Consider the following 19,933-nt stretch of genomic DNA (forward strand, 5'->3'; position numbering starts at 1 on the left):
GAGGTCATGCGCTAGGCCAGCTCCCCACGCTGCGCCTCCCGCTGCATCGAGTCCAGGTTGCGCTCGATCGTCTCGCAAATGGTGTCCATCTGGATCTGGTGCTCACTGAACTTGAACGGGCTCTGCAAATCCGTGCCGATCCGCTCGATGGCCAGCAACATGAACCCCACCACCGTCGATGCCAGCGGCGTGAACCAGCCCAGCGACTCCACCAGCCCCACCGGCACGATCAGGCAGAACAGGGTGATGAACAGCCGCGGAAAATACACATAAGGGTAGGGCAGCGGCGTATTGGCAATGCGCTCCATGCCACCTTGGGCATTGGACAGGTCGACCAATGTCGACTCCAGCCGTGCCAGGCGAATGCTGTCCAGCCGCCCGGCCTGGTATTCCCGCGCCAGCAAGGCCGCCGAACCGCCGAGAATGTCGTTGGCGAAGTTGTTCGAGCGGTTACGCCGTTCAAACTCGGCCGGCGGTATGAAGGCCATCAGCTCATCCGGGCAGCTTTCACCCTTCAAGTGAGCCGCCAGGCAGTTCACATAGGCGATATGCCGGCGCAACAGCGTGGCCTTGACCGGGTTCAGGCCGTCAGCCGGGTCATCGATCAGGGTCAGCGTCTGCCGTGCAAAGCTACGCGACCCGTTCACCAGCGCCCCCCACAAGGTACGCGCCTCCCACCAGCGGTTGTAGGCGCTGCTGTTGCGAAAGCTCACCAGCACCACCAGCGCCGAGCCCAGCAAGGTCAACGGGATCAGCGGCAGGGTGAACTTGCTGTTGAAGAACAGCATGAAGTCGATGGTGACCAGCACATCCCAGATCAGCAGCCAGAACAGCGACCAGCCGATGTAGCCGATGGTCTTTACGACCAGGCGGTACTTGCGGGTGATGATGTCTTTCACGCGGGGTACCTCGGAATGCAGGGGATGCAGGATCGGACGTCGAGGGGCGTCGAAGGTTCGGGGGCCGAATGTTGCAAGGGATTTATGAGCTGATGTGAAGAGAAAAGTCTGACCTGGTTATGAGAAGTGCCTGAATTCCCATCACGGATGAGGGGCGACAGAGTTGAACACTTCAATACTTGAAAAGGGTGTATCCGTACGGATACGATTTGGGTGAGCGCTTGGTGTTTCTCGTAGAACAGACGGAGAGTTTTGCAGCTTGGCTGTCCAGCTTGAGAGATTTAAGGGCTCAGCTTGCGATTGGTCGCAGACTGGAGCGAGCGGCGATGGGCAATCTAGGTGACTTCAAATGGCTTGGAGGCGGTATTGGTGAGCTGCGGGTCGATGTGGCAGCCGGGTATCGTGTCTATTTCACGCAAAAGGGAAACAGGCTAGTTGTGTTGCTGGTTGGCGGCGACAAGTCCACCCAAGCTACCGATATTCTCAAGGCCCGAAAGCTGCTGAAGGAGATGAAATGAGCGAAAAACTGATTCCGTTTGATATTGCAGCGCTGTTGAACAGTGATGAGGCGATCAGTGAGTACCTTAGCCAGGTGCTATCAGATGGTGATACCGAGGAAATCATTCGAGCATTGGGGCATATCGCGCGTGCACGAGGGATGACCCAGATCGCTGCTGAAAGCGGCTTGGGGAGAGAAAGCCTTTACAAGGCTCTGAGCCCTGGCGCAAAGCCGCGGTTTGACACTGTCTTGAAAGTCATTCGAGCCTTGGGTGTCGACCTTCTCGTTCAGCCGCATGCCGTGCCCCGTTAGCTGAACTGCTGCTTCATCTGCACCAGCGCCACCCGCGTGCCGTCCCACCCCTGCCGTTCCTCGATGCCGAACGGCACAAAGCCCAGTTTTGGATAAAGCAGCAAACCTGCGGTGTTTTGATTGAAGCATGACACCCAGACCTCCCGGGCAGAGTATTGCTGGCGGGCAAGTTCGATCATGGCGCTAACCAGATAGCGCGCTACCCCATGGCCGCGCACGCTGGGCACCACTACCACATTACCCAGGGCGCACACGCCGCCGTTTTCGGCTTTGTAGAAATTGGCGAAGGCCAGGATCTTGCCGTTGCCTTCCACCACCGTGGAGCCGCTGCGTTGGGCGATGGCATCGCTCAACTGGGCCGGGGTGAGGGGGTAGGTGGCTTTGGGGAACATGTGGAACAGCTCGTCCGGGCTTTGCGGGAAGCTGCAGATGGCGGGGATGTCGCCTGGCTGGACGGGGCGGTGGGTCAGGTGCATGGCAGGTCCTTCTTGCGCGGGCTGGCAGGGCCCCTTCGCGGGCAAGCCCGCTCCCACAGGTACTGCACAGGTCTCGAAGCCTACGCCGGTCCTGTGGGAGCGGGCTTGCCCGCGAAAGGGCCATCAGCCTCACATCATAAGCCGCTTTCCATCCACAAACGCGACCCGGCCGGCCTCACGGCTTGGCGGCAACCGCCACGTAGCCTTTGACCGCAGCCGGTGCCTGAGGCTTGCCCTTGTTCGCCGTCAGATACTGGAAGCGCCGCCATTCCTTGTCGATCTCGTTGAACGACATGAACACGCTGATCCGCTCCTTGCCAGCCAGGTCCGGGCGCTTGCCGGCATCGATTTCGCTGGTAGGGATGATGGCGACGTTGATCCCGACCACTTTGCCGTCATCGGCGAACACTGGCCCACCCGACATGCCTTTGGTGATCGGGCCGTCATGTACCGAGTAGAAGACGCTGCCTGGCGTGCCTTCAAGCCTTACCAGTGATGGCATTGCATGGCCCTTGCCCTGCATCGGCATCATGAAGCTGTTGAAACCCACCGCTGTCACCGCTTCGCCAGGCACATACTGGCGCCAGTGCGGCACGTTGCTGGCCTTGTGCTTGAAGAACACCACGTCACCGAGGCCCTCGTGGACCACGTTGCGCAGGAAGGGGGTGTGTTTGGCGGTTACGGCGTAATCCTCGTTCCACTGGATGGCACTGGCCATCAGCAACATTGGCAACGGGGCACCGGAGGTGACCACGAAAGCCTGGCTGTAGACGGGATCGGAAACGTACGAGGTTGGCACTCCATTGCACCCACTGAGCAGCATCATTGCCGCCATGCAGGGCGCGATTGTTTTCATGGGTCACACAGGGCGTGGTGGAAAGGGAGCGCAACTATGGCTAAGTGCCATTACGCGATCAATACTTTCGGCATATATCCGATGAATGACAGCTTAAGTAGTGGGGGGCAGGATGGCTAATAGGCTTCATGCATGGCTGCAGGCCCCACAGTCATTGGCGTGCCGTCAATTTTTACTTGTCACGGGGAAAGGGCCGGCACAGGAATAATTGATCTGATAATCGTTATCATCTAAGGTGCGATCCTCGCCCGGAGGGATACCCGTGATTAACGACGATCTGAGTCAGGTCTATGCCGAGCACAATGGATGGCTCAAGCAGTGGCTGTACCGCCGGCTGGGCTGTTCGGCGCAGGCGGCCGACCTGGCGCAGGACACCTTCCTGCGGATCCTTCAGGCCCAGCAGAAGGCGGGCGCCAGCCTCAGCCTGCAGCGCCCCCGGGCCTACCTGGCAACGGTTAGCCGCCGGCTGGTGCATGACCACTTCCGGCGCCAGTCACTGGAGCGCGCCTACCTGGAAATGCTGGCGCAATTGCCGGAGTTGTTCGCGCTGTCCGCCGAAGACCAATGGGAAATGCGCGAAACCTTGCAGCAACTGGACGCGTTGCTCGACACCTTCAAGCCGGTGGTGCGCTCAGTGTTCCTGCTGGTGCAGCTGGAGGGCCTGACTTACATCGAGGTGGCGCGTCGCCTGGGTATTGGTGAGCGCACGGTCAAGCGGCACATGGCCAATGCCCTGCAAGCCTGCATCCTGTTCGACGACGATTTCTGATGCCCAGCCAGCACCTGCGCATCACGCCGGAAGTAGCTCGGCAAGCAGCCAACTGGCACATGCTGATGCTCGACGAAGCCGTCAGCCCGGCCCAGCGCGCTGCCTGTAGCCGCTGGCGCGCGGCGGCGCCCGAGCATGAGCGGGCCTGGCAGAAGGCACTACGGGTTCAGGCCCGGTTGGGCATGTTGCCGCAGCAACTGGCCATGGGCACCTTGAACCGTGAGCGCCGCCAGGTGATGAAGCAGATGCTGGCACTGGCCATCGTCGCGCCGCTCGGTTACGTGGGCTATCGCCAGCTTGTACCGCAGTCGGCTTATGCCACCGATGTTGGCCAGCACAGGCAGATGACCTTGGCTGACGGTACCTTGCTGGACATGAACACCGATACCGCCGTGGACGTGGACTTCGACGCGCAGCAACGGCTGATCAGCCTGCGCCGTGGCGAAGTGCTGATCGACAGCGGGCCGGATAGCCATAGCACCGTTCACCGGCCACTGCGCGTTGCCACCGTGCAAGGCCTGATGGAAGCCTTGGGTACTCGCTTCATGGTCCGCCAGCGTGAGGGCACGACCCAACTGGCCGTGTTCCAGGGCGCAGTAAGGGTGACGCCTGCCCGTGGCCCAGCGCAAACACTTGAGGCCGGCCAGCAGCTGACTTTCGATGCCTGGGGGCAGGGTGCTTTGCTGCCGGCCCGTGAGCAGGACAGCCAATGGACCCATGGCCAGCTTGTGGTCGAAGAGATGCCGTTGCGCGAATTCCTCAGTGAACTGGGGCGCTACCGACCGGGTTGGTTGCGCTGTCAGGCCGATGTCGGGTACCTGCTGATCAGCGGCGCTTTCCAGCTGGACAACACCGACGCCATCCTGGCTGCGCTACCTGCCACATTGGCCGTGCAAGTGGACTACCGCACCCGCTACTGGGTTACCGTCAGTAAACGTCAATGAGAATTGGCCCGTTTTTGAAACTCGTCAGTCCTTATCTGTGGAACTGCCACACATAAAGGGACAACTTCTCAATGATCCGCTCTTCTTCACCGGTCGCCACCACCGGCCTCGCCAAGGTTCAACCACGCGTGCCCAGCTATCGTCGGCTACTCGCCCTGAGCGCCCTGGCCATTGCCCTGCAGGGTGTTGGCGCGCACGCCCTGGCTGCGACTGCGCAGGCCCCGCAAGCCTACAGCATCGCGTCCGGCAGCCTGGCCCAGGTACTTGCCCGGTTTGCCAGTGAAGGAGGGTTCACCCTTCAATACACCTCGGAACTGACCCGTGGGCTCTCCAGCCCGGGGCTGCAAGGGCAGTATGGGGTTGAAGAAGGGTTGCAGCACCTGTTGGCCGGTACTGGCCTGCAGGCCGTGCGGCGCGGCAACAACGTCTATGGCTTGCAGCCAGTTCCGCTGAGCGCCGCGTCGGGTGGCGCCGCCTTGAATCTGGAACCGCTGAACATCAATGGCGTTCAGGATAATGCAACCACCGAGGGCTCGGGCAGCTACACCTCCAGCGCTGTCACCATTGGCAAAGGCACGCACCGCCTGAAGGACATCCCCCAGTCCGTCAGCGTGGTCACGCGCAAGGCCATGGACGACCAGCGCCTCGATACCCTGGATGAAGTGCTGGAAAAGACCACCGGCATCACCACCCTGCAAAGCCCGTCTGGCGGCAAGTACATCTACTCGCGTGGCTTCGAAGTAGAAACCATCCAGTACGACGGCGTGCCACTCGACCGCCGCTACTACGCCATCGGCAGCAGCTTCACTTCCGACACGCTGTTGTATGACCGTGTCGAAATCCTGCGCGGTGCCAACGGCCTGCTGCAGGGCAGCGGCAACCCGGGGGCAGCCATCAACCTGGTGCGTAAACGGCCAAAAGCCGACCCGTTCCTGTCCGTTACTGCCAGTGCCGGTTCCTGGGATACCTACCGTCAAACTGTCGATGCCGGCGCGCCGCTCAATGCCGATGGCTCGCTGCGTGGCCGTGTGGTGGCCGGGCACGAAGACCAGAACTACTTCTACGACACCGCCGAAAGCCGCAAGAACGTACTTTACGGCATCGTTGAATACGACCTCGGCGCCGCCACCACGGTAGCAGCGGGCGCCAGTGTCGAAGACCTGCATTCCACGCCATTCTTCAGTGGCCTGCCGCGTAACAAGGACGGCAGCGCCGTGAACGTCAGCCGCTCCACCTACACGGGTGCCGACTGGAACAAATGGGATAACAAGCAGACCACCTACTTTGCCGACGTTACCCACGACTTCAACGAAGACTGGCGCCTGAAGGCTTCCGGCAGCTACATGCGCGAAACCAACTACATCCTCTACAGTTTCGGCCGGGGTGCTGTCGACCCGGCCACCGGCGACGGTATGCGCTCGCGTGCCTACATGTACGACTTCGAGAACATCAACAAAGGTGCCGACATCAACCTGACCGGCAAGTGGCGCGCCTTTGGCCGGGAGCACGAAGTGGTGGTGGGCGCCAACGCCAGTGACTTGAAGACCGACGACCTGCAAGGCGGCTTCCTGAGCCTGGGGCCGATGAACATCTACGACCCGGTCTCGCCGCAGCGCCCGACCCAGGACCAACTACTGGGCAACGGTACTAGCAACACCTACCCCGGCACTTCCAAAGGCAAGATTCGCCAAAACGGGCTGTACGCGGTCACGCGCTACAAGCTGGCCGACCCTTTGACCCTGGTAGTGGGTGGGCGCACCAGCAATTACACCTACGATTACGAACTGCACCGTTTCAACGGCGTGTCGCCAACCCCGGCCCACTCGCGCGAAAGCGGCGAGTTCACGCCCTATGGCGGCCTGATCTACGCGCTGAATGACCAGTGGTCGGCTTACGTGAGCTATGCCGATATCTTCAAGCCGCAAACCGAACTGAGCGTGGACTACGCCCCGCTCAAACCCATCGAAGGCGCCAACTATGAAATGGGCCTGAAGGGTGAGCTGCTCGACGGTCGTGTGAATACCAGCTTTGCGCTGTTCCAGGTCGACCAGGAAAACCGCGCCCAGGCCGCGCAGTGCGGGGTGAACGGTGGTGAGAACTGCTACGTGGCCGGTGGCAAGGTGCGTACCCAGGGCTTTGACGCGGAGATCAGCGGCGAGGTGCTGGACCGCCTGCAACTGTTTGCCGGCTACACCCACACCGAATACCGCAACGACCCGGCTGATGGTGAGTCCGAGGCCGGCGGCACCTTCAACACCTACACGCCCAAGCATCTGCTGCGTTTCTGGGCGGACTACAACCTGCCTGGCGAACTGGCACCTTGGACCGTGGGCGCTGGCGCCAACATCCAGAGCCGCAACTACCACGGCAACTTTGGTGGGACCGACGGGATAGCCAAGATCGAGCAGGCGGGGTATGCCATCTGGAACGCCCGGGTGGCTTACCAGATCAACAAGAACTTCAGCGTGTCGTTGAACGGCAACAACCTGTTCGACAAGAAGTACTTCTCCAGCATCGGTTGGTTGTATGCGGCGAACTACTACGGGGATCCGCGCAACTACACCGTTACCTTGCGGGCGGATTTCTAACGGCTGGCCGGGTTCCCTGTGGGAGCGGGTTCACCCGCGAAGCAGACGACGCGGTGGCTGGCACCGGCTTTGCCGGTGTTCGCGGGCTTGCCCGCTCCCACAGAGATTGCGCGAGCTTGAAGATTTTTAATAAGACAGCTGCTCGCACAGGCGCGACAATACCCTGAAGATTGCGCAATACCTGTGGGAGCGGGCGAGCCCGCGAAGAAACCAGCGCGGTGGTTGGCACCGGCTTCGCCGGTGTTCGCGGCTACAGTCCCATAGGGGCCGCATGGCGCTGGCAGCCATGGGGGTCAATTCAAGAAAACGCAGACGAAAAAAAACCGACCATAAGGTCGGTTTTTTCCGGATCTTGGTGCCCCGAGGGAGACTCGAACTCCCACTCCTTTCGAAAACGGATTTTGAATCCGCCGCGTCTACCAATTCCGCCATCAGGGCAGTGGCGCGCAGTATAGAGAGGTGCCGCTGGTCGGTCAATCGGCTTTCATGGTCAATTTTCACACATTGGGCTAAACTTCCCGGCCCTGCCGAACCGAACATCATCATGCGCGTCGCCGATTTCTCCTTCGAACTCCCTGATTCCCTGATCGCCCGCCACCCGTTGGCCGAGCGCCATGGCAGCCGTCTGCTGGTGCTCGATGGGCCGACCGGCGCGCTTTCGCACCGGCAATTCCCCGACTTGCTCGACCACCTGCGCCCCGGCGACCTGATGGTGTTCAACAACACCCGGGTGATCCCGGCGCGGTTGTTCGGCCAGAAAGCCTCCGGCGGCAAGCTGGAAGTGCTGGTCGAGCGCGTGCTCGACAGCCACCGGGTGCTGGCCCATGTGCGTGCCAGCAAGGCGCCGAAAGAAGGCGCGGTCATCCTCATCGATGGCGGTGGCGAGGCCGAAATGGTCGCGCGCCACGACACGCTGTTCGAGCTGCGCTTCACCGAAGAGGTGCTGCCACTGCTCGACCGCGTCGGCCATATGCCGCTGCCGCCTTACATCGACCGCCCCGATGAAGGCGCCGACCGCGAGCGCTACCAGACCGTGTACGCCCAGCGTGCCGGTGCGGTTGCAGCGCCCACGGCGGGCCTGCATTTCGACGAGGCCCTGCTGGAAAAGATCGCCGCCAAGGGCGTGGAGCGGGCCTTCGTGACCCTGCACGTGGGGGCGGGTACCTTCCAGCCAGTGCGGGTCGACAAGATCGAAGACCACCACATGCATAAAGAGTGGCTCGAAGTGGGCCAGGATGTGGTCGATGCCATCGAGGCCTGTCGCGCCCGTGGCGGCCGGGTGATCGCGGTGGGCACTACCAGCGTGCGTTCGCTGGAGAGCGCGGCGCGCGACGGCGTGCTCAAGGCCTTCAGCGGCGACACCGACATCTTCATCTACCCAGGCCGGCCGTTCCATGTGGTCGACGCCCTGGTCACCAACTTCCACCTGCCGGAGTCCACGCTGCTGATGCTGGTTTCGGCCTTCGCCGGCTACCCCGAGACCATGGCCGCCTACGCGGCGGCGGTCGAGAACGGGTACCGCTTCTTCAGTTACGGTGATGCCATGTTCATCACCCGCAATCCGGCGCCACGCGGCCCCGAGGATCAAGCATGAGTCGCACCTGTCGAATGTCCTTCGAACTGCTGGCCACCGACGGCAAGGCCCGTCGTGGCCGCATCACCTTCCCACGTGGCACCGTGGAAACCCCGGCGTTCATGCCAGTGGGCACCTACGGCACGGTCAAGGGCATGCTGCCACGCGATATCGAGGCCATTGGCGCCGAGATGATCCTGGGCAACACCTTCCACCTGTGGCTGCGCCCGGGTACCGAGGTGATCAAGAAGCACAACGGCCTGCACGACTTCATGCAGTGGAAAGGCCCGATCCTCACCGACTCCGGTGGCTTCCAGGTGTTCAGCCTGGGCGCCATGCGCAAGATCAAGGAAGAGGGCGTGACCTTCGCCTCGCCAGTCGATGGCTCGAAAGTGTTCATGGGCCCGGAAGAGTCGATGCAGGTGCAGCGCGACCTGGGCTCGGACGTGGTGATGATCTTCGACGAGTGCACCCCGTACCCGGCCGAGCACGATGTGGCGCGCACCTCCATGGAGCTGTCGCTGCGCTGGGCCCAGCGCTCGAAGAACGCCCACGCCGACAACACCGCGGCGCTGTTCGGTATCGTCCAGGGCGGTATGTACCAGGACCTGCGCATGCGCTCGCTGGAAGGCCTGGAAAACATCGGCTTTGACGGCCTGGCCATCGGCGGCCTGTCGGTGGGCGAACCCAAGCACGAAATGATCAAGGTGCTGGATTACCTGCCGGGCCAGATGCCTGCTGACAAACCTCGTTACCTTATGGGGGTAGGCAAACCGGAAGATCTCGTTGAGGGTGTGCGCCGCGGCGTCGACATGTTCGACTGCGTGATGCCGACGCGTAACGCGCGCAACGGCCATCTGTTCGTCGATACAGGGGTGATCAAGATCCGCAACGCGTTCCATCGCCACGATGAATCGCCGCTGGATCCGACCTGTGACTGCTACACCTGCACCAACTTCTCCCGCGCCTATCTGCATCACCTGGACAAGTGCGGCGAAATGCTGAGCAGCATGCTGAATACCATCCACAACTTGCGCCATTACCAGCGCTTGATGGCCGGTTTACGCGAGGCTATTCAACAGGGTAAATTGGCCGCCTTTGTCGACGCCTTCTACGCCAAGCGCGGGCTTCCCGTTCCGCCCCTGGACTGACTGTTCGCACACATTATTAGAAAATTACATTAGGAGTGCCCAATGAGCTTCTTGATCCCCGCCGCATACGCGGACGCAGCAGCACCCGCCGCCGGCCCAGCCGGTACCGGCTTCGAGTGGATTTTCCTGGTCGGTTTCCTGGTCATCTTCTACCTGATGATCTGGCGCCCGCAGGCCAAGCGTGCCAAAGAGCAGAAAAACCTGCTGGGCAACTTGCAGAAAGGTGACGAAGTTGTCACCAACGGCGGCATCGCCGGCAAGATCGTCAAGGTTTCCGATGACTTCGTGGTACTGGAAGTGTCCGACACTGTCGAACTGAAGTTCCAGAAGGGTGCCATCGCGGCAACCCTGCCAAAAGGTACGCTCAAGGCTATCTGAGTTACCGGTTTTATTTTCCAGTCGGGGCGCGCAACGCGCCCCGCGTCTTGAACGGGCGGCGTGATGCTGAACAAATACCCTCTGTGGAAATATGCACTGATCGTGCTGGTACTGGTGGTCGGTTTCATTTATTCCGCTCCCAACCTCTACCCGGATGACCCGGCGGTGCAGATCAGCGGTGCCAGCTCGGCGCTGCAGGTGAACCAGGCCGACCTCGATCGCGTCAGCAAGGCGCTGGTCGATGCCAAGATTGCCGTCAAGGGCGCAAGCCTGGGTGAGAAGGGCAGCGGGCTGATCCGCCTGACCAATCAGGAAGACCAGCTGCCAGCCAAGGATGTAGTGCGCAAGGCACTGGGCGATGATTACGTCGTGGCCCTGAACCTGGCCCAGACTACCCCGCAATGGCTGCGCAACCTGGGTGCAAGCCCGATGAAGCTGGGCCTGGACCTGTCCGGTGGTGTGCACTTCCTGCTGGAAGTGGACATGGACAAGGCCATGACGGCCCGCATGAAAGTCTACGAAGGCGAGGTCAAGACCTTGCTGCGCAAAGAGCGCGTCCGCTACCGCAGCCTGCCTCAGCAGGATGGCGGCATCATGCTGGGCTTCGCCGACGATGCTACCCGCGAACAGGCACGAGCCCTGATCCGCAAGAATTTCAATGACTTCGACCTGACCACCACCGAGCGCAACGAGCTTGCGGTGCTGCGTCTGGCGCTGACCCAGGCCAAAGTTGCCGAGATCCGCGAATACTCGATCAAGCAGAACCTCACCACCGTCCGCAACCGTGTCAACGAGCTGGGCGTGGCCGAGCCGCTGGTGCAGCGCCAGGGCGCCAACCGCATCGTGGTCGAGTTGCCAGGCGTGCAGGACACTGCCGAAGCCAAGCGTATCCTCGGTAAAACCGCCAACCTGGAGTTCCGCTTCGGTGCCGAGCCGGGCGCGTCCAAAGCCACTACCGAGGTGTTCGAGTTCCGCGAAGGCGGCCGCTCCGCCCCGGTAGAGCGCGGCCTGATCATCACCGGTGACCAGGTAACCGACGCCCAGGCCAGCTTCGACGAGCACGGCCGCCCACAGGTGAACATCCGTCTGGATGGTCACGGTGGCGAGCTGATGAGCCGCGCTACCCGCAGCAACGTTGGCCGCAGCATGGCGGTGATCTTCATCGAGCAGAAGCCGGTCACCCGCTACGTCAAGCAGACCGTCGACGGCGTCGAGAAGGACGTTGCCGTACAAAGCTTCGTGGAAGAGAAGAAGATCATCAGCCTGGCGACCATCCAGTCGCCGCTGGGCAGCCAGTTCCGCATCACCGGCCTGAACGGCCAGGGTGAATCGTCCGAGCTGGCCCTGCTGCTGCGTGCCGGTGGTCTGGCCGCGCCGATGTACTTCGCTGAAGAACGTACCATTGGTCCAAGCCTGGGTGCCGACAACATCACCAAGGGTATCGATGCGTCGCTGTGGGGCATGCTGTTCGTCTCGCTGTTCATCATCGCCATCTACCGCGGCTTCGGCGTGATCGCCACCATCGCCCTGGCGGGCAACATGGTGCTGCTGCTGGCATTGATGTCGCTGCTGGGCGCCACCCTGACCCTGCCGGGTATTGCCGGTATCGTGTTGACCATGGGTATGGCGGTGGACGCCAACGTGCTGATCTTCTCGCGTATCCGCGAAGAGCTGAAGGCCGGCATGTCGGTACAGCGCGCCATCCACGAAGGTTTCAACCGCGCCTATACCGCGATCATCGACGCCAACCTGACCAGTCTGCTGGTCGGCGGCATCCTGTTCGCCATGGGTACCGGCCCGGTCAAGGGCTTTGCGGTCACCATGTCCCTCGGGATTTTCACCTCGATGTTCACCGCCGTCATGGTGACCCGCGCAATGGTCAACCTGACCTGTGGCGGGCGTGACATCAAGAAGCTGTGGGTTTGAGGGAGCTGCGATGAAAACCATCAACTTCATGGGCGTGCGCAACGTTGCGTTCGCCATTACCGTGCTCCTCACCGTGCTGGCGCTGTTCAGCTGGTGGCAGAAAGGCCTGAACTTCGGCCTGGACTTCACCGGCGGTACGCTGATCGAGCTGACCTACGAGCGCCCGGCCGACCTCAAGGCGGTGCGTGCCGAGCTGGTCGACTCCGGCTTCCACGAAGCCGTGGTGCAAAGCTTTGGCGCTACCACCGACCTGCTGGTGCGTATGCCGGGTGATGACCCGCAGCTGGGCAACAAGGTCGCTGCCGCGCTGCAGAAGGCGGGCGGTGACAACCCTGCCACGCTCAAGCGTGTCGAGTTCGTCGGCCCGCAGGTGGGTGAAGAGCTGCGTGACCAGGGTGGCATGGGCATGCTCCTGGCGCTGGGCGGCATCCTTATCTACCTGGCCTTCCGCTTCCAGTGGAAGTTCGCCGTGGGTGCGATCATCTCGCTGATCCACGACGTGGTGGTTACCCTGGGTATCCTGTCGTTCTTCCAGATCACCTTCGACCTGACGGTGCTGGCGGCGGTGCTGGCGATCATCGGTTACTCGCTGAACGACACCATCGTCGTGTTCGACCGGGTGCGTGAAAACTTCCGCGTGATGCGCAAGGCCTCGCTGATCGAGAACATCAACGTTTCCACCACCCAGACCCTGCTGCGTACCATCGCCACCTCGGTTTCGACCTTGCTGGCCATTGCTGCACTGCTGTTCTTTGGTGGTGACAACCTGTTCGGCTTCTCGCTGGCGCTGTTCATCGGCGTCATGGCCGGTACCTACTCGTCGATCTACATCGCCAACGTGGTACTGATCTGGCTGAACCTGAACAGCGAAGACCTGATCCCGCCGACCAAGGCAGAAGGTGTGGATGACCGTCCGTAAGGGCTAGTCCATCACCGCCTGGCGGTGCAAAAGGCGCGAGTATTGAACTCGCGCCTTTTTTTTTGCTCCAAGGCTGGGAGAAGCGCGGGTTGATGCCCGCTGGTACGATCAGGAGGTTCACGTGAACAAATCAATGCTGGTGGGTGCGGTACTGGGTGCTGTCGGTGTTACTGCCGGAGGTGCTGTGGCGACCTACAGCTTGGTCAACAAGGGGCCTGAGTACGCCCAGGTCACCGACGTGCAGCCGATCAAGCAGCAAGTGAAAACCCCGCGTGAAGTGTGCAAGGACGTCGCCGTGACGCGCCAGGCACCGGTCAAGGACCAGCACCAGATCGCCGGTACCGTGGTGGGCGCCATTGCTGGCGGCCTGCTGGGTAACCAGATTGGTGGTGGTACCGGCAAGAAGATCGCCACCGTGGCCGGTGCGGTCGGTGGTGGTTATGCCGGCAACAAGGTGCAGGAAGGCATGCAGCAGCGTGACACCTACACTACCACGCAAACCCGCTGCAACACAGTCAATGACATCAGCGAGAAGGTGGTGGGTTACAACGTGACCTATTCCATCGGCGACCAGGTCGGCAAGGTGAAAATGGACCGTGAGCCGGGGTCGACCATTCCGCTGGACAAGAATGGCAAGCTGATCCTGAGTGAAGCTGGCCAGTGATTGATGTTGCCTGAGCGGGCCTCTTCGCGGGCTTGCCCGCTCCCACAGGTAAAGCGCTGTCCTTCAGGTTAGTGCCATCCCTGTGGGAGCGGGCAAGCCCGCGAAGAGGCCGGTACAGGTAGTGCAAAACTGTCAGGCACAAAAAAAGCACCCCGAGGGGTGCTTTTTGCGTTCTGGCAATCCGCGCTTAGCGCTTCATGCTCTCTGGCAGGTGCGGCTGGATAGCAGTCAGCACGGCCTTGAAGCACTTGATGTTGCCTGCAACGATGTGGCCCTTGTCGAGGAAGTCGTGGCCACCGTTGAAGTCGCTCACCAGGCCACCGGCTTCCTGGATCAGCAGCACGCCGGCTGCCATGTCCCACTCGGACAGGCCCGACTCCCAGAAGGCGTCGAAACGGCCAGCGGCCACGTAGGCCAGGTCCAGGCTGGCGGAGCCGGCGCGGCGGATGCCGGCGGTCTGGCCAGTCAGGGCGCGGAACATGCCCAGGTAGTTGTCCATGTCAGCCATCTGGCCGTCACGGAACGGGAAGCCGGTACCCAGCAGGGCGCCTTCCAGGCTGGTGCGCGAGCTGACGCGCAGGCGACGGCCATTGAGTTGGGCGCCACGGCCACGGCTGGCGGTGAATTCTTCCTGGCGGACCGGGTCGAGCACTACGGCGTGTTCAAGGCGACCACGGTATTTGCAGGCGATGCTGACGGCGAAGTGCGGGATGCCACGCAGGAAGTTGGTGGTGCCGTCCAGCGGGTCGATGATCCACAGGTAATCCTTGCCTTCTTCGCCGCTACCCGCGTGCAGGCCGGTTTCTTCGCCCTGGATGGAGTGGTTCGGGTAGGCCTTGCGCAGCGCGTCGACGATTTTTTGCTCGGCGGCACGATCAACTTCGGAAACGTAGTCCTTAGCCTCTTTCTCGTCCACCTTGATGCTATCCAGGCGTTCGATGGAGCGGAAAATCAGTTCACTGGCGCTGCGAGCGGCGCGCAGGGCGATATTCAGCATAGGCTGCATGGGCGGGTCACCTGGAGATGTTAAAGAAGAAAGCCGGCCATTCTAGCAGAAAACTTTGGCGGCAGAAGTGTCACATTTGCTTTCATGGCGTTACGTCCGTCGGTTCTGTAAGATCGAAGGCCCTGATTCCTGCATCTGTGAGCACAACACCTTGCTGCAAAATATTCGTGTTGTTCTGGTCAATACCAGCCACCCCGGCAACATCGGCGGCGCTGCGCGTGCCATGAAAAACATGGGCTTGTCGCGCCTGGTGCTGGTGCAGCCAAAAGAATTCCCCGCCGAGGATGCCAGTGCCCGAGCCTCGGGCGCCGACGATGTGCTGGCCAACGCCCTGGTGGTCGACAGCCTTGAACAGGCGCTGGTCGGCTGCAACCTGGTGATGGGCACCAGCGCCCGCGAGCGCAGCATTCCCTGGCCGTTGATCGGCCCGCGTGAATGCGGTGCCAAGGCGGTGGAGCATGCCAGCGGTGGCGAAGAAATCGCCCTGGTGTTCGGGCGCGAACACGCTGGCCTGACCAACGAAGAACTGCAGCGATGTCACTTCCACGTGCACATTCCCTCCAACCCCGACTTCAGCTCGCTGAACCTGGCGGCCGCAGTGCAGGTGCTCGCCTACGAGGTGCGCATGGCCTGGCTGGCCGCCGGTGAAGCGCCGAAAGTCGAGAAGGTTGACGCCAGCGAGCTGGCGACCATGGACGAAATGGAGCTGTTCTACGACCACCTGGAAAAAACCCTGGTGGGTATCGGCTTCCTCGACCCTGAAAAGCCCAAGCACCTGATGCCGCGCCTGCGCCGGCTGTACGGGCGGGTGGCGGTCGAGCGTTCGGAAATGAGCATTTTGCGCGGCATCCTCACCGAGACCCAGAAAGTGGTCCGGGGCGAGCCGCATAAACGGAAGGACTGACAGATGTTCGAACGCCTGCGTGAAGATATTCAAAGCGTATTCCACCGTGACCCGGCTGCGCGCAATGCCTTCGAGGTGCTCACCTGCTACCCCGGCATGCACGCTATCTGGCTGCACCGCCTGGGTAACGCCCTGTGGAAGCGCGATTTCAAGTGGCTGGCCCGGCTGGTGTCGAACTTCGGCCGCTGGATGACCGGTATCGAGATCCACCCCGGTGCCACCATCGGTCGTCGCTTCTTTATTGACCATGGCATGGGCATCGTTATTGGCGAAACCGCCGAAATCGGCGACGACGTCACCCTTTACCAGGGCGTGACCCTGGGTGGCACCAGCTGGAACAAGGGCAAGCGTCACCCCACCCTGGAAAACGGCGTGGTGGTAGGGGCGGGGGCCAAGGTACTGGGCCCGTTCACCGTCGGTGCCGGTGCCAAGATCGGCTCCAATGCGGTGGTGACCAAGGCCGTTCCGGCCGGTGCCACGGCGGTGGGCATCCCTGGGCGGATCATCGTCAAGAGCGAAGACAATGAAGTCGAGGCCAAGCGCAAGGCCATGGCCGAGAAGATCGGCTTCGATGCGTATGGCGTCAGCGGCGACATGCCCGACCCGGTGGCGCGTGCCATCGGCCAGATGCTCGACCACCTGCAAGCGGTCGACGAGCGGCTGGAGGGGATGTGTGGCGCCCTGACCAAGATGGGTAGCGACTATTGCGCCAAGGAGCTGCCGGCCCTGCCTGAAGACGACTTTACCGAGGTTGCCCAGGCGGCTCAGCGCGACACTCAGTCGCATTGATTGCGCCGCACTGAAATCATAGTGACATACGGGGCGTGTGCTCACGCCCCTCGTCTGCTACAATCGCGCCCGCCTCCCCGATGCAAACCCGACTAAAGCACTAGGTCTAATAGTTGACTTAAATGCTCGGGAATCGCATACTCGCACACATCCCGAAACTCCCGTGGTACCCAATAGCCATGCGACTGACTACCAAAGGCCGATACGCCGTGACCGCCATGCTTGACCTGGCGTTGCACGCGCAGCATGGGCCGGTGTCTTTGGCCGACATTTCCGAGCGCCAGGGCATTTCCCTCTCTTATCTGGAACAGCTGTTCGCCAAGCTGCGCCGCAGCAGCCTGGTTTCCAGCGTGCGTGGTCCAGGCGGTGGTTACCAGCTGTCGCGCGGCATGGAAACCATCCAGGTGGCGCAGGTCATCGATGCGGTCAATGAATCGGTCGATGCTACCCGTTGCCAGGGCCTCGGGGACTGCCATGCCGGTGATACCTGCCTGACCCACCACCTGTGGTGCGACCTCAGCCAGCAGATCCATGAATTCCTCAGCGGCATCAGCCTGGCCGACCTCGTCATGCGCCGTGAGGTGCAGGAAGTCGCCCAGCGCCAGGACCTGCGTCGTGTCGCAGGCCGAACCGCCCAGCTGGACAAGATTGAGACGTCCGCCGTCGATTGATCCCCCTGGGACGATGAGCGACGCCACCGCCTGATAGGAGAGACAAATGAAGTTGCCGATCTACCTCGATTACTCCGCGACCACCCCGGTCGACCCACGTGTGGCCCAGAAGATGGCCGACTGCCTGCTGGTCGACGGGAACTTCGGTAACCCGGCCTCGCGCTCCCACGTCTTCGGCTGGAAGGCCGAGGAAGCGGTCGAGAACGGCCGTCGCCAGGTTGCCGAGCTGATCAACGCCGACCCGCGTGAAATCGTCTGGACCAGCGGTGCTACCGAGTCCGACAACCTCGCGCTGAAAGGTGTCGCGCACTTCTATCAGACCAAGGGCAAGCACATCATCACCTCCAAGATCGAGCACAAGGCGGTCCTGGATACCGCTCGCCAGCTGGAGCGTGAAGGTTTCGAAGTCACCTACCTTGAGCCAGGCGAAGACGGCATCGTCACCCCGGCCATGGTCGAAGCCGTACTGCGCGACGACACCATCCTGGTCTCGCTGATGCACGTGAACAACGAAGTCGGCTCGATCAACGACATCGCCGCCATCGGTGAACTGACCCGTTCGCGTGGCGTGCTGTTCCATGTCGACGCTGCCCAGTCGGCCGGCAAGGTCGAAATCGACGTGCAAAAGCTGAAGGTCGACCTGATGTCGTTCTCGGCGCACAAGGTCTACGGCCCGAAAGGCATTGGCGCGCTGTACGTCAGCCGCAAGCCGCGCGTGCGCCTGGAAGCCATCATTCACGGCGGTGGCCATGAGCGCGGCATGCGTTCGGGCACCCTGCCGACCCACCAGATCGTCGGCATGGGCGAAGCCTTCGCCATTGCCAAGCAGGAAATGGCCGCGGAAAACGTGCGCATCAAGGCCCTGAGCGACCGCTTCTTCAAGCAGGTCTCCAACCTTGAAGAGCTGTACGTCAACGGCAGCCAGACTGCCCGCGTGCCGCACAACCTGAACCTGAGCTTCAACTACGTCGAAGGCGAATCGCTGCTGATGTCGCTGAAGGACATCGCCGTATCGTCCGGTTCGGCCTGCACCTCCGCGTCGCTTGAGCCGTCGTACGTACTGCGCGCCCTGGGCCGCAACGACGAGCTGGCGCACAGCTCGATCCGCTTCTCCTTCGGCCGCTTCACCAGCGAAGAAGAAGTCGACTACGCCGCGCAGAAAGTCTGCGAAGCGGTCAACAAACTGCGTGAACTGTCGCCGCTGTGGGACATGTACAAAGACGGCGTCGACATCTCCAAGATCGAGTGGGCCGCCCACTAAGCAGTCGCCGGCAAGAGCGGCTCCCCTGATGAGGAAGGAATAGCACCATGGCATACAGCGAAAAGGTCATCGACCACTACGAAAACCCACGCAACGTCGGCAAGATGAATGCCGAGGACCCGGATGTCGGTACCGGCATGGTCGGCGCCCCGGCGTGCGGTGACGTGATGCGTCTGCAAATCAAGGTCAACGAGCAGGGCGTTATCGAAGACGCCAAGTTCAAGACCTACGGCTGCGGTTCGGCCATCGCTTCCAGCTCCCTCGCCACCGAGTGGATGAAGGGCAAGACCCTGGACGAAGCCGAAACCATCAAGAACACCCAGCTGGCCGAAGAACTGGCGTTGCCGCCGGTCAAGATCCACTGCTCGGTACTCGCCGAGGATGCCATCAAGGCAGCCGTACGCGATTACAAGCAGAAGAAAGGCTTGATCTAAGTCGCCTGTTGCAAGGTAAGGAGTCCTGATGGCTATCAGCATGACAGAAGCCGCCGCCAACCACATTCGCCGCTCCCTCGACGGGCGCGGCAAGGGTGAGGGCATTCGCCTGGGCGTGCGCACCACCGGTTGCTCGGGCCTGGCCTACGTGCTGGAGTTCGTCGACGAACTGGCGGACGAAGACACGGTGTTCGAGAACCACGGCGTGAAGGTGATCATCGATCCCAAGAGCCTGGTCTATCTCGACGGCACCGAACTGGATTTCGTCAAGGAAGGGTTGAACGAAGGCTTCAAGTTCAACAACCCCAACGTGCGCGGTGAATGTGGCTGCGGCGAAAGCTTCAACGTTTGAGGCTGGCTGTGGGTACTCCTTGTCATTACGCATTGTTTGACCTCCAGCCAAGCTTCCGCCTGGACCTCGACAAGCTGGCCACTCGCTACCGCGAGCTGGCCCGCGAAGTCCATCCTGACCGCTTTGCCGACGCCTCCGAACGTGAGCAGCGCGTGGCGCTGGAAAAGTCCGCAGCCCTCAACGATGCCTACCAGACGCTGCGCAGTGCGCCGCGTCGCGCCCGCTACCTGCTGGCCATCAGCGGCCATGAAGTACCCCAGGAAGTCACGGTCCACGACCCGGACTTCCTGTTGCAGCAGATGCAGTGGCGTGAAGAGCTCGAAGAGTTGCAGGACGAAGCCGACCTTGATGGTGTTGGTGTGTTCAAGAAGCGCCTGAAGGTTGCCCAGGACACACTGAACGAGGACTTTGCCGCGTGCTGGGATGCCCCAGGCGAACGCGAGAAGGCCGAGCGCCTGATGCGCCGCATGCAATTCCTCGACAAGCTCGCCCAAGAAGTGCGCCAACTGGAAGAGCGCCTCGACGATTAACCCGGTGTCGCCCGTGATGACGCCTAAGGTAT

General features: G+C 61.7%; 22 protein-coding genes and 1 tRNA gene. 18 read left to right on the plus strand and 5 right to left on the minus strand.

The window, feature by feature from the left end:
- Window positions 1–11: 11 nt before the first annotated feature.
- Window positions 12–899 carry a bestrophin family ion channel gene (locus ACFY9W_RS00665; RefSeq protein WP_391124402.1) on the minus strand — a complete coding sequence of 296 codons (888 nt, stop codon included), beginning with the start codon at window positions 897–899 and terminating at the stop codon, window positions 12–14.
- Window positions 900–1,123: 224 nt separating this feature from the next.
- Between ACFY9W_RS00665 and ACFY9W_RS00670 the strand changes: the two genes are divergently transcribed.
- Both ACFY9W_RS00670 and ACFY9W_RS00675 read left to right on the plus strand, forming a co-directional pair.
- Window positions 1,124–1,417 (plus strand): type II toxin-antitoxin system RelE/ParE family toxin, encoded by a 294-nt coding sequence (locus ACFY9W_RS00670; RefSeq protein WP_391124800.1) that lies wholly within the window; start codon window positions 1,124–1,126, stop codon window positions 1,415–1,417.
- The gene (locus ACFY9W_RS00675) at window positions 1,414–1,710 is read left to right on the plus strand and encodes an addiction module antidote protein (protein WP_391124405.1); all 297 of its coding nucleotides are present in this window, start codon (window positions 1,414–1,416) and stop codon (window positions 1,708–1,710) included. Before ACFY9W_RS00670 ends, ACFY9W_RS00675 begins: the two co-directional genes overlap by 4 nt.
- Here the strand turns inward: ACFY9W_RS00675 and ACFY9W_RS00680 are convergent.
- Together ACFY9W_RS00680 and ACFY9W_RS00685 are read right to left on the minus strand one after the other, a co-directional pair.
- Entirely contained in the window at window positions 1,707–2,186 is a 480-nt protein-coding gene (locus ACFY9W_RS00680; protein WP_391124408.1) for a GNAT family N-acetyltransferase, read from the minus strand. The two genes, ACFY9W_RS00675 and ACFY9W_RS00680, sit on opposite strands and share 4 nt — an antisense overlap.
- Before the next feature lie 175 nt (window positions 2,187–2,361).
- Window positions 2,362–3,009, minus strand: coding sequence for a trypsin-like peptidase domain-containing protein (locus ACFY9W_RS00685; protein ID WP_391124803.1), 648 nt, complete (start codon window positions 3,007–3,009; stop codon window positions 2,362–2,364).
- 295 nt (window positions 3,010–3,304) lie between these two features.
- On the opposite strand from ACFY9W_RS00685, the gene ACFY9W_RS00690 reads away from it, so the two are divergent.
- From ACFY9W_RS00690 to ACFY9W_RS00700, 3 genes are all read left to right on the plus strand, one after another.
- Window positions 3,305–3,811 (plus strand): sigma-70 family RNA polymerase sigma factor, encoded by a 507-nt coding sequence (locus ACFY9W_RS00690; RefSeq protein ID WP_391124411.1) that lies wholly within the window; start codon window positions 3,305–3,307, stop codon window positions 3,809–3,811.
- Window positions 3,811–4,755, plus strand: a complete 945-nt coding sequence (locus ACFY9W_RS00695) for a FecR domain-containing protein (RefSeq protein ID WP_391124413.1) — start codon at window positions 3,811–3,813, stop codon at window positions 4,753–4,755. The genes ACFY9W_RS00690 and ACFY9W_RS00695 overlap by 1 nt, the downstream gene beginning before the upstream one ends.
- 71 nt (window positions 4,756–4,826) lie before the next feature.
- On the plus strand, window positions 4,827–7,343 hold the full coding sequence (locus tag ACFY9W_RS00700) for a TonB-dependent siderophore receptor (protein WP_391124416.1): 2,517 nt from the start codon (window positions 4,827–4,829) through the stop codon (window positions 7,341–7,343).
- A 353-nt stretch (window positions 7,344–7,696) separates the two neighbouring features.
- Here the strand turns inward: ACFY9W_RS00700 and ACFY9W_RS00705 are convergent.
- Window positions 7,697–7,781 (minus strand) — tRNA-Leu (locus tag ACFY9W_RS00705).
- Between the two features lie 106 nt (window positions 7,782–7,887).
- On the opposite strand from ACFY9W_RS00705, the gene queA reads away from it, so the two are divergent.
- The 6 genes from queA to ACFY9W_RS00735 all read left to right on the plus strand — a co-directional run bounded on the left by queA (window position 7,888) and on the right by ACFY9W_RS00735 (window position 13,954).
- Window positions 7,888–8,937: a tRNA preQ1(34) S-adenosylmethionine ribosyltransferase-isomerase QueA gene (gene queA / locus ACFY9W_RS00710; protein ID WP_104834019.1), complete on the plus strand. Its 1,050-nt coding sequence runs from the start codon at window positions 7,888–7,890 to the stop codon at window positions 8,935–8,937.
- Window positions 8,938–8,951: 14 nt separating this feature from the next.
- The gene (gene tgt / locus ACFY9W_RS00715; RefSeq protein WP_014589748.1) at window positions 8,952–10,067 is read left to right on the plus strand and encodes a tRNA guanosine(34) transglycosylase Tgt; all 1,116 of its coding nucleotides are present in this window, start codon (window positions 8,952–8,954) and stop codon (window positions 10,065–10,067) included.
- A gap of 42 nt (window positions 10,068–10,109) precedes the next feature.
- Window positions 10,110–10,445 (plus strand): preprotein translocase subunit YajC, encoded by a 336-nt coding sequence (gene yajC, locus ACFY9W_RS00720; RefSeq protein WP_056795769.1) that lies wholly within the window; start codon window positions 10,110–10,112, stop codon window positions 10,443–10,445.
- Between the two features lie 63 nt (window positions 10,446–10,508).
- Entirely contained in the window at window positions 10,509–12,371 is a 1,863-nt protein-coding gene (gene secD / locus ACFY9W_RS00725) for a protein translocase subunit SecD (RefSeq protein WP_060501849.1), read from the plus strand.
- 10 nt (window positions 12,372–12,381) lie between these two features.
- The gene (secF, locus tag ACFY9W_RS00730) at window positions 12,382–13,290 is read left to right on the plus strand and encodes a protein translocase subunit SecF (RefSeq protein WP_009682047.1); all 909 of its coding nucleotides are present in this window, start codon (window positions 12,382–12,384) and stop codon (window positions 13,288–13,290) included.
- Between the two features lie 121 nt (window positions 13,291–13,411).
- The gene (locus tag ACFY9W_RS00735) at window positions 13,412–13,954 is read left to right on the plus strand and encodes a glycine zipper 2TM domain-containing protein (protein WP_054887558.1); all 543 of its coding nucleotides are present in this window, start codon (window positions 13,412–13,414) and stop codon (window positions 13,952–13,954) included.
- Window positions 13,955–14,141: 187 nt separating this feature from the next.
- On the opposite strand, the gene suhB is transcribed toward ACFY9W_RS00735, so the two are convergent.
- Entirely contained in the window at window positions 14,142–14,960 is an 819-nt protein-coding gene (gene suhB / locus ACFY9W_RS00740) for an inositol-phosphate phosphatase (RefSeq protein WP_391124422.1), read from the minus strand.
- Between the two features lie 151 nt (window positions 14,961–15,111).
- Between suhB and trmJ the strand changes: the two genes are divergently transcribed.
- From trmJ to hscB, 7 genes are all read left to right on the plus strand, one after another.
- Complete coding sequence (gene trmJ / locus ACFY9W_RS00745; protein WP_391124425.1) at window positions 15,112–15,864, plus strand: tRNA (cytosine(32)/uridine(32)-2'-O)-methyltransferase TrmJ; 753 nt, start codon at window positions 15,112–15,114, stop codon at window positions 15,862–15,864.
- Window positions 15,865–15,867: 3 nt separating this feature from the next.
- Window positions 15,868–16,653, plus strand: a complete 786-nt coding sequence (gene cysE / locus ACFY9W_RS00750) for a serine O-acetyltransferase (RefSeq protein WP_391124428.1) — start codon at window positions 15,868–15,870, stop codon at window positions 16,651–16,653.
- A 179-nt stretch (window positions 16,654–16,832) separates the two neighbouring features.
- Complete coding sequence (iscR, locus tag ACFY9W_RS00755; protein ID WP_008092572.1) at window positions 16,833–17,324, plus strand: Fe-S cluster assembly transcriptional regulator IscR; 492 nt, start codon at window positions 16,833–16,835, stop codon at window positions 17,322–17,324.
- 46 nt (window positions 17,325–17,370) lie between these two features.
- Complete coding sequence (locus ACFY9W_RS00760) at window positions 17,371–18,585, plus strand: IscS subfamily cysteine desulfurase (RefSeq protein WP_391124432.1); 1,215 nt, start codon at window positions 17,371–17,373, stop codon at window positions 18,583–18,585.
- Window positions 18,586–18,632: 47 nt separating this feature from the next.
- Complete coding sequence (iscU, locus tag ACFY9W_RS00765; protein WP_003248539.1) at window positions 18,633–19,019, plus strand: Fe-S cluster assembly scaffold IscU; 387 nt, start codon at window positions 18,633–18,635, stop codon at window positions 19,017–19,019.
- A gap of 28 nt (window positions 19,020–19,047) precedes the next feature.
- On the plus strand, window positions 19,048–19,371 hold the full coding sequence (gene iscA, locus ACFY9W_RS00770) for an iron-sulfur cluster assembly protein IscA (RefSeq protein ID WP_060511418.1): 324 nt from the start codon (window positions 19,048–19,050) through the stop codon (window positions 19,369–19,371).
- A gap of 8 nt (window positions 19,372–19,379) precedes the next feature.
- On the plus strand, window positions 19,380–19,901 hold the full coding sequence (gene hscB / locus ACFY9W_RS00775; protein WP_391124437.1) for a co-chaperone HscB: 522 nt from the start codon (window positions 19,380–19,382) through the stop codon (window positions 19,899–19,901).
- The last annotated feature ends 32 nt before the right edge of the window (window positions 19,902–19,933 follow it).

Origin of the sequence: Pseudomonas sp. NPDC008258, assembly GCF_042956345.1 — a bacterium.
In the GTDB taxonomy this organism is placed as follows: domain Bacteria; phylum Pseudomonadota; class Gammaproteobacteria; order Pseudomonadales; family Pseudomonadaceae; genus Aquipseudomonas.